The organism is Micromonospora sp. (assembly GCF_048594385.1).
In the GTDB taxonomy this organism is placed as follows: domain Bacteria; phylum Actinomycetota; class Actinomycetes; order Mycobacteriales; family Micromonosporaceae; genus Micromonospora; species Micromonospora wenchangensis.
This window is the reverse complement of record NZ_JBMDWU010000612.1, coordinates 53,612-61,117: the sequence shown is the minus strand read 5'-3', so window position 1 is coordinate 61,117 and position 7,506 is coordinate 53,612. Positions and strand designations below refer to the sequence as shown.

The 7,506-nt window shown below is 73.9% G+C and carries 8 protein-coding genes; 5 read left to right on the top strand and 3 right to left on the bottom strand.

Going from position 1 to position 7,506, the window contains the following annotated elements; translation table 11 throughout:
- The first annotated feature begins 119 nt into the window (after window positions 1-119).
- Window positions 120-1,148 (top strand): RNA polymerase sigma factor SigJ, encoded by a 1,029-nt coding sequence (gene sigJ / locus ACOJTC_RS32165; protein ID WP_420119708.1) that lies wholly within the window; start codon window positions 120-122, stop codon window positions 1,146-1,148.
- A 44-nt stretch (window positions 1,149-1,192) separates the two neighbouring features.
- Here the strand turns inward: sigJ and ACOJTC_RS32160 are convergent, their stop codons facing one another.
- The 3 genes from ACOJTC_RS32160 to ACOJTC_RS32150 form a co-directional block, all read right to left on the bottom strand.
- On the bottom strand, window positions 1,193-1,363 hold the full coding sequence (locus ACOJTC_RS32160) for a hypothetical protein (protein WP_168222526.1): 171 nt from the start codon (window positions 1,361-1,363) through the stop codon (window positions 1,193-1,195).
- A gap of 135 nt (window positions 1,364-1,498) precedes the next feature.
- On the bottom strand, window positions 1,499-1,720 hold the full coding sequence (locus tag ACOJTC_RS32155; protein ID WP_420119707.1) for a hypothetical protein: 222 nt from the start codon (window positions 1,718-1,720) through the stop codon (window positions 1,499-1,501).
- Between the two features lie 104 nt (window positions 1,721-1,824).
- Window positions 1,825-2,913 carry a sporulation protein gene (locus ACOJTC_RS32150; protein ID WP_420119706.1) on the bottom strand — a complete coding sequence of 363 codons (1,089 nt, stop codon included), beginning with the start codon at window positions 2,911-2,913 and terminating at the stop codon, window positions 1,825-1,827.
- Window positions 2,914-3,286: 373 nt separating this feature from the next.
- Between ACOJTC_RS32150 and ACOJTC_RS32145 the strand changes: the two genes are divergently transcribed.
- The 4 genes from ACOJTC_RS32145 (at window position 3,287) to ACOJTC_RS32130 (ending at window position 7,449) form a co-directional block, all read left to right on the top strand.
- Complete coding sequence (locus ACOJTC_RS32145; RefSeq protein ID WP_145920586.1) at window positions 3,287-4,093, top strand: SAM-dependent methyltransferase; 807 nt, start codon at window positions 3,287-3,289, stop codon at window positions 4,091-4,093.
- Entirely contained in the window at window positions 4,090-5,940 is a 1,851-nt protein-coding gene (locus tag ACOJTC_RS32140; RefSeq protein WP_420119705.1) for a putative bifunctional diguanylate cyclase/phosphodiesterase, read from the top strand. Before ACOJTC_RS32145 ends, ACOJTC_RS32140 begins: the two co-directional genes overlap by 4 nt.
- Before the next feature lie 151 nt (window positions 5,941-6,091).
- On the top strand, window positions 6,092-6,649 hold the full coding sequence (locus ACOJTC_RS32135) for an RNA polymerase sigma factor (RefSeq protein ID WP_420119704.1): 558 nt from the start codon (window positions 6,092-6,094) through the stop codon (window positions 6,647-6,649).
- Window positions 6,646-7,449 carry a hypothetical protein gene (locus tag ACOJTC_RS32130; RefSeq protein ID WP_420119703.1) on the top strand — a complete coding sequence of 268 codons (804 nt, stop codon included), beginning with the start codon at window positions 6,646-6,648 and terminating at the stop codon, window positions 7,447-7,449. The genes ACOJTC_RS32135 and ACOJTC_RS32130 overlap by 4 nt, the downstream gene beginning before the upstream one ends.
- The last annotated feature ends 57 nt before the right edge of the window (window positions 7,450-7,506 follow it).

Sequence of the window (7,506 nt, the reverse complement as noted above, 5' to 3'; positions counted from 1 at the left end):
CTGTGTGGTTGACGCCGCCGGTCGGCGCCCGGTCCGGCGGGGCCCGCCGCGCCGGACGTGAGCCGCCCGCCGGGGGCGGCGCGCGCCGGCCGACCCCCCGGCCGGGGGAGGGAGCAGAGGTGCCGCAGGACGCCGTGCCGGGCCCCCCGGGGCCGCCGGACCCGGTGACCCGCGATCGTGGGGTCCTGCTGGGGCTCAGCTACCGCCTGCTCGGTTCGCTCGCCGATGCCGAGGACGTTGTGCAGGAGACCTACCTGCGCTGGCACCGGCTCAGCGACGGGGAACGCGACGCCGTCGTCAACCCCCGCGCCTGGCTGATCAGGACCGCCAGCCGCATCGGGCTCGACATGCTCACGACGGCACGGGCCCGCCGGGAGCGGTACGTCGGCGAGTGGCTCCCCGAACCCCTCCCGGCGACCGGCTGGAGCAGCCGGGAAGCCTCGACGGTGGTCGACCCCGCCGACCGGGTGAGCCTGGACGACTCCGTGTCGATGGCCCTGCTGGTGGTGCTGCAGGCGATGACCCCGGCCGAGCGGGTCGCGTTTGTGCTGCACGACGTGTTCCGGTTCACCTACCCCGAGATCGCCGGGATCGTCGGCCGTACCCCTGCCGCGTGCCGGCAACTCGCCTCGTCGGCCCGGCGTCGGGTCCGTGAGCAACGCCGCGCACCGGTGCGTCCGGCCGAGCACGCCGCGGTCGTGCGGGCGTTCCGGTCCGCCTGGCAGACCGGCGACCTCGCCGCCCTGGTCGACGTGCTCGATCCGGACGCCACCGCGATCACCGACAGCGGCGGCCTCGTCTCGGCTTCCGCCGTACCGCTGCACGGGGCGCAGGCCATCGCCAACTTCCTGCTGGGCGTGTGGGAGCGGCAACCCGACCTGCTCGTCGACGAGACGTCCGTCAACGGCGAGCCGGGTCTGGTCGCCACCGACCGGCTCGGCCGTACCCTCGCCGTGCTCGCGCTCGCCGCGACCGGCACCGGCCGGGTCGGGCACCTGTGGGTGGTCCGCAACCCCCGCAAGCTCGCCCGGTGGCGGCACGTTCCGGCTGGTCGGGGTCGCTGGCCGACGCCCCGACCGGCGGGGGACGGTGGCGTCGGTGTCGCCGCTGTGGCGCCTCGACCGTCACCCGCGCCGACCGGGGTGTGACCGGACAGTGTCCGGTGGTGCGGCCGGTCCGGACGGGCCCGCCGTCAGGCCGGCTCGGGCACGCCGCCCGGATCGCCGTCGTCGGGCATCGGCTCGACCGGGGCCTCCGGCAGTTCGCCGGGCGTGTCGGGAAGAAGCTCGCCGACGTCGTCCGGCACCGGCTCGCGGGGGTCGAGGGGTGGGTACACGTCCGGGTCGAGGTCAGGATTTGTCATCGGACAATTATCCGGCACGACGGTCGGGAGCGCCCGTCGGCAGCGGCCGTGCCGGCGTCGGCGCGGTCCGCCCGGCGGTGGTCGGCGCGGGCGGGTGCCCGGTGGCCCGGGGGAGTCCCGGGCCACCGGGTGGGCTCACTTCGCGCCGGTGAGGGCGACCAGGGCGTTGGCGGTCTGGAAGTACGGGTTGCGGCCGAGGTCGCCCACGGTGGTGATGCCGAAGGCCTCCTTGAGCAGCTTGGCGTCGCCGTCGCTGACCCCGGCGAGGGCGGACACCGGGGCGTCGACGATCTCGGTGAGGGCCTTGTCCTGGTATGCCTTGTCGACCAGCTTGGTGAGGTCGGCGCTTGCGGGCATGCACACTCCTTGACTCGTGGTCGGAAATCCCGACCATATACGGACGAACCAGTTGAATTAGATCATGATTCCTCTGCCCGATCCACAGTGGACCGGGCGGGGGATCAGGCGTCCTCGTCGCCGCCCTCGTCCTCGTCGTCGAAGATCTCGTCGGCGATCATGCCGCCGGCGAAGCCGAGCGCCGCGCCACCGACCACACCGGCGGCGACCGCACCCATACCGGGCCCGTCGTGGTCGTGGTGCCCCTCCTTGTGGTGGCCGCCGGGATGCCCGTGCCCCGCGTGCCCGTAGCCGGGCTGTCCGTAAGCAGGCTGTCCGTAGGCGGGTGCGCCGTAGCCGGGCGGCGGGGGCGGCGGCGGGTAGCCGGGCGTCCCGTAGGCCGGGGCGGGCGGGGCGTAGCCGTAGCCGACGTGCGGATCCTGCCGGCCGTCGACGGCCTGCCGGAGCCAGCCGTCGACCTGCGCGGTCCAGTCGCCGTGCGCGTCGCCGTGGGCGACGTGGTGCCGGCCGTACGAGTCGTGTCCGCCGGTGAACAGCCCGCCGTGCTTGTCCAGCTCCAGCACGACGTCCACGCCGTGCCCGTTGGCGACGAAGGTCAGCTCGACCTCGGTGACGGCGTGGGCGTACTGCGGTGCCGCGTAGTACTCGATCTCCTGGTAGAACGGCAGCGTCTGGTGCGACCCCGCGATGTGGCCCCGTTCGAGGTCGGCCGCCTTCACCGTGAAGCCGAGCCGGCCGAACGCCTCCAGGACGCGCTCCTGGGCGGGCAGCGGGTGCACGTACACCGGGTCGAGGTCGCCCCTGTCGACCGCACCCCGGACGGCCACCTCGGTACGCAGGCCCATCGTCATACCGGGCAGGTGCTGACCGTTCAGCTCGGTCACCGGCGTCTCCCACGGCACCGCCACCTGGAACGGCAGGCTGAGCTGCTGCCCCTCGCGCAGGAACAGGCCACCGGCGACCGGCACCCGGTGGAACTCCACGAGCGCGTCGTACTCCTCCTCCGCGCCCTCCATCTCCACCCGGGTGACCAGACCGACGGTGATCTGGTCGATCTCCACATCGTGGCTGCCACCGGTCAGGTTCACCTGGCCGGTGAGCGTCAGCCCCGGTCGGGTGCTCGGATTGGACAGGACCGTATCGACGCTGGGGCCGCCCACCCCGAACGCACCCAGCATCTTCTTGAACACCACGAACCTCTCCCTCGACGACCGCCGGGCACGCGGTGACCGCGAACCCGACGTGATGTGCGTGAAACCGTTGTCCGGCAACGACTCCAGCGGCCTCCACTGTGGAAGCCGTCGGGCCGGCAAGCTACCAACGCAACCTGGACGGTGGCTGAGTGGAGCGGGCCCGTGGCCGCCGAGGTCCGTCGCCTCCGCGTAGGGTCGCCGTCCGCTCCCGACCCGATCCGGGCGCGCGACGGCCGATGTCTGTACCGTGTGGACACACGGTCGGCGGCTGAGCGCCGTGGCCCCGCACCGTCATCGCGGTGCGGTACGGGAGTGGAAGATATCCGACTATAGTGGCGGCGGTCACGTCACGGTGGTGGTGGGAAGGGCGACGATGGAACGGCCTGAGTGGGCGCCAGCGGATGTCGATCTCAGCCGGCCGAGCGTGGCGCGGGCCTACGACTACTGGCTCGGCGGCTCGCACAACTTCGAGGTCGACCGGGAGTTCGCCCGCCAGGCCCTGGCCGCGGTGCCCGATCTCCGCCTGGTCGCGCGGGCGAACCGGGAGTTCCTGCACCGCGCGGTGCGGTTCATGCTCGACCAGGGCGTCCGGCAGTTCCTCGACATCGGGTCCGGCATCCCCACCGTCGGCAACGTGCACGAGATCGCCCAGCAGGTCGACCCGGACGCCCGGGTGGTCTACGTGGACATCGACCCGGTGGCGGTCACGCACAGCACACACATCCTCGCCGGCCAGCCCAACGCGGTCGCCCTGCTCGAAGACCTCCGCCACCCGGAGGCCATCCTCGAGCATCCGGAGACCCGCCGGCTGCTCGATCTCGACCGGCCCGTCGGCCTGCTGCTCGTCTCGGTGGTGCACGCGGTCCCCGACCACGACGACCCGTACGGTCTGATCAAGCGACTGTGGACGGCCCTGGCCCCCGGCAGTTGCGTGGCGATCAGCCACGTCACCACCGACAGCCGACCGGACGAGATGGGGGAGGGCACCCGGCTCAGCGGCCGGACCAACACGCCTGTCACCGCTCGCACCCGCGCCCAGGTGGAGGACTTCTTCGCCGGCCTCGACCTGGTGGAGCCCGGCGTGGTGTGGTCACCGCTGTGGCGTCCCGAGTCGCCGGCCGAGGTCGGCGAGCACCCGGAGCGGATGAGCTTCTACGTCGGAGTCGGACGCCGCAGGTGAACGATCGGCCCGACGCCGACGGAATCGACGACCGGTACCGGCCCGGCGTCGAGGGGTTCGTCACGGCGTGGGCCACCGCCCTGCACCGCGCCCACTACGTGCCGATCACCGCCGGGCAGCGGCACCGGATCGTCAGCGCACTGGCCGCCCGGCTGGTCACCGCCGTCCTCGCCGACCCGGCCCGGCCCGGTGACGGCCAGCGGATCGGCGCCGATCTGGTGGCGGCCGGCTTCGGCTCGCCGGAGGCGCTCGGCGGGACGATCGCGGTCATCGGCGCCCGGCTGCCCGCCGCGCTGGGCATCGCCGCCGACCCCACCCGCGCCACCCGCCTCAACGACCTGCTGGCGGAGCTCGCGGCGGGCTTCGCGTCCGCCGCGCACGACCGCAGCCTGCGGGAACAGGACACCGTCCGGCTGGCCGCGCTGGCCGCCCGCACCCAGGCCGAGGAGGCGTTGCGGGTCAGCGAGGCCCGGTTCCGCCGCTTCGCCACCCACGACCAGCTGACCGGCCTGCCCAATCTGACCCGGTTCACCGAGGAACTGGGACGCCTCTGTTCCGCCGCCGTGCCGGTCGACCGGGTCGGGGTCTGCTGCCTCGACGTCGACGACTTCGCGGCGGTCAACGACGTCCTCGGGCACCAGGTGGGTGACCTCCTGCTCCGCGAGATCGCCCACCGCCTCGCCGCCCTCACCGACCCGCGGGTCGACCTGGTGGCCCGGCTGGACAGCGACCGGTTCGCGATCCTGGTCCGCGACACCACCTGCGCCGAGGACGCCATCAAGATCGCCGACCGGGCCCTGGCCACGCTCGCCGCCCCGTTCCACGTCAACGACACCGAAGTACCCCTGACGGCGAGCGCGGGTGTCGCCGAGGGCAGCGTCGCCGACGACGGCGCCACCCTGCTGCGGGACAGTGAGATCGCGCTGCACTGGGCCAAGGCCGACGGGAAGGCCACCCTGCGCCGCTTCGACCAGGACCGCAGCGCCGCGGACGCGGCCCGCTACCGCCTGTCGGCGGCCATGCCCGCGGCGCTGCACCGTGGCGAGTTCACCGCCGCCTACCAACCCATCGCCGCGCTGCGCTCCGGGCGGCTGGCCGGGGTGGAGGCCCTGGCCCGTTGGCGGCATCCCCAGCTCGGCCTGCTGACCGCCGCCCGGTTCATCGACCTCGCCGAACACACCGGTCTCGTGGTGGCGCTCGGCCGCCACCTGCTGGAGCAGGCGTGCCGGCAGGCCGGCGAGTGGCAGCGGATCCAACCCGGGCTGTACGTCAGCGTGAACGTGTCGGTACGCCAACTCCGCCAGAACGGCCTGGCCGGGGAGGTGGCGCAGATCCTCGACCGGACCGGCCTGCCGCCCCACCTGCTCCAGCTGGAGGTCACCGAACAGGCCGTGATCGACCTGACCGGCGTGGTGGCGGAATCCCTGGCGGCGCTGATGACCCTCGGCGTACGGATCGTCATCGACGACTTCGGCATCGGCTACGCGAACCTGGCCAACCTCCGCTCCCTCCCGCTGCACGGTCTCAAGCTCGACGCCAGCCTGACCCGCCCGTCGGCGCAGCCGGTCCGGCGGCCGGGGGCCCGCCGTCCCGGCACGGACGACGACTTCCTGGGTACCGTCGTGTCCCTCGGGCACCGGCTCGGCCTGGTCGTGACCGCCGAGGGCATCGAGACCGCCCAGCAGGCCCACCGGCTGACCGCGACCGGCTGCGACAACGGGCAGGGCTGGCACTTCGGCCGTCCGGTTCCGCCCGACGAGATCACCGCCAGCATCGTCGCGCAGCGTGACCTCGACGCGGTGTCCCGGGACACCGCCCTGCCGGCGTTCCCCGCCCAGCAGCACTGACCTGCACCGGCGCGGCAGGCGGCCCGCCGACCCGCTTCGGGCGGGTGGGTCAGGATGGGGGGAGCCCGACCCGGCGACAGTGTGACGCCGGTCACTCCGATTGGGGACCCGATCCGGTGCGGCCGTCGTCTTACCAGGCGTGAGGACAGACATGGAAGCAGACGACGAGGGTGAACTCGTACGCCGCGTCGCCCGTGGCGACCGCCAGGCGTTCGACGAGCTCTACCGTCGTACTGCCCCGTGGTTGGAGGTGCGCCTGCGGCGCCGCTGCGCCGACCCGGACGTGGTGGCCGAGGTGCTCCAGGACACCTACCTGGCGGTCTGGCGGGCGGCGGGCAGCTTCGCCGGCACCCGGGCCCGCACCGGCGACGAGGCGCAGGGCAGCGCCGTGGGCTGGCTGTGGACCATCGCCGCGCACCGGCTGGTCGACGCGTTCCGCCGCCGCGCCCGCCGCAGTCAGGTGCCGCAGGTGGAGTTGACGCCGGCCACCGCCCCCGCCGCCGAGGACGAGGTGATGGCCGCCCGGATCGGCCAGGAACTGGAGCATGCCCTGCTCACCCTGCCGCCCGCCGTCCGGGCCGCCCTGCGGGCCACGGTCCTCGACGGGCTCTCGGCGCGCGAGGCGTCGGTGCTGCTCGGCGTACCGGAAAACACGGTGAAGTCCCGCGTCCGCCGGGCCCGGGTCGCCCTACGGGAGGCATTGTCATGACCACCCACCCCAACCTGACCCAGATCGACCGCTATGCCACCGGCGACCCCGGTCTCGACGAGGCCAGCGTCTGGGCGATCGAGGTCCACCTCGAAGACTGCGCCGACTGCCGCGCCCGCCTGGCCGGCAGCACCACGGCGGAGAGCCGGACCGTGATCGACCTGGTCGCGACGGCGCTGGACCGGGAGATCGCGGCCACCCCGGCCCCGGCCCGCCGCAGCCGGTCCTGGTCGGTGGCCCGGCACCGCTGGTTCGTCGGCACCCTGCTGCCCTGGCTCGTCATGACGGTGACGGCGCTCGGCTGCGCCGCGCTGCTCGGCGCGCTGTGGGTCGGCCTGCCCTCCGTGGTGCTGCTGATCGCGCCCCTGGCGCCGCTGCCCGGCGTGGCGGTCGCCTGGCACCGTCGGGCCGACCAGGCCTGGGAGCTGATCGCCGCCACGCCCGCCGCCGGCCTGACGATGCTGCTGCGGCGCACGGCCGCGGTGCTGGCGTTCGTCATCCCCGCGCTCGCCGTGGTCGGCGCCGGGACCGGGGCGTCGATGGCGCTGCTGCTGCTGCCCTGCCTGGCGTTCACCGCCGCCACCCTGCTGCTGGGTACCCTCGTCGGCGTACGCCGCGCCGCGCTCGGCCTCATCACGGCCTGGACGCTCGCGGTGATCGCCCCCAGCCTCGTCGCCGCCCGGATGCCGGTGGTGCTGTCGGCGGACAGCGCCCGCACCTGGGCGCTCGTCACGGCCGTCCTGACCGTCGTCGCCCTGCTCCGGGTCGACGGTTTCCGGCGGCTGTCCCACCGCGACTGATCCCCACCCCTGACCTGACGCAGCGGTACGGCCACCGGGCCGGACCGCCACCCTGCC

Bases quoted from the DNA above. Each gene is read 5' to 3' on its own strand.
- ACOJTC_RS32160 (WP_168222526.1), bottom strand. From the start codon at position 1,363: ATGACAAATCCTGACCTCGACCCGGACGTGTACCCACCCCTCGACCCC.
- ACOJTC_RS32155 (WP_420119707.1), bottom strand. From the start codon at position 1,720: ATGCCCGCAAGCGCCGACCTCACCAAGCTGGTCGACAAGGCATACCAG.
- ACOJTC_RS32145 (WP_145920586.1), top strand. From the start codon at position 3,287: ATGGAACGGCCTGAGTGGGCGCCAGCGGATGTCGATCTCAGCCGGCCG.
- ACOJTC_RS32135 (WP_420119704.1), top strand. From the start codon at position 6,092: ATGGAAGCAGACGACGAGGGTGAACTCGTACGCCGCGTCGCCCGTGGC.
- ACOJTC_RS32130 (WP_420119703.1), top strand. From the start codon at position 6,646: ATGACCACCCACCCCAACCTGACCCAGATCGACCGCTATGCCACCGGC.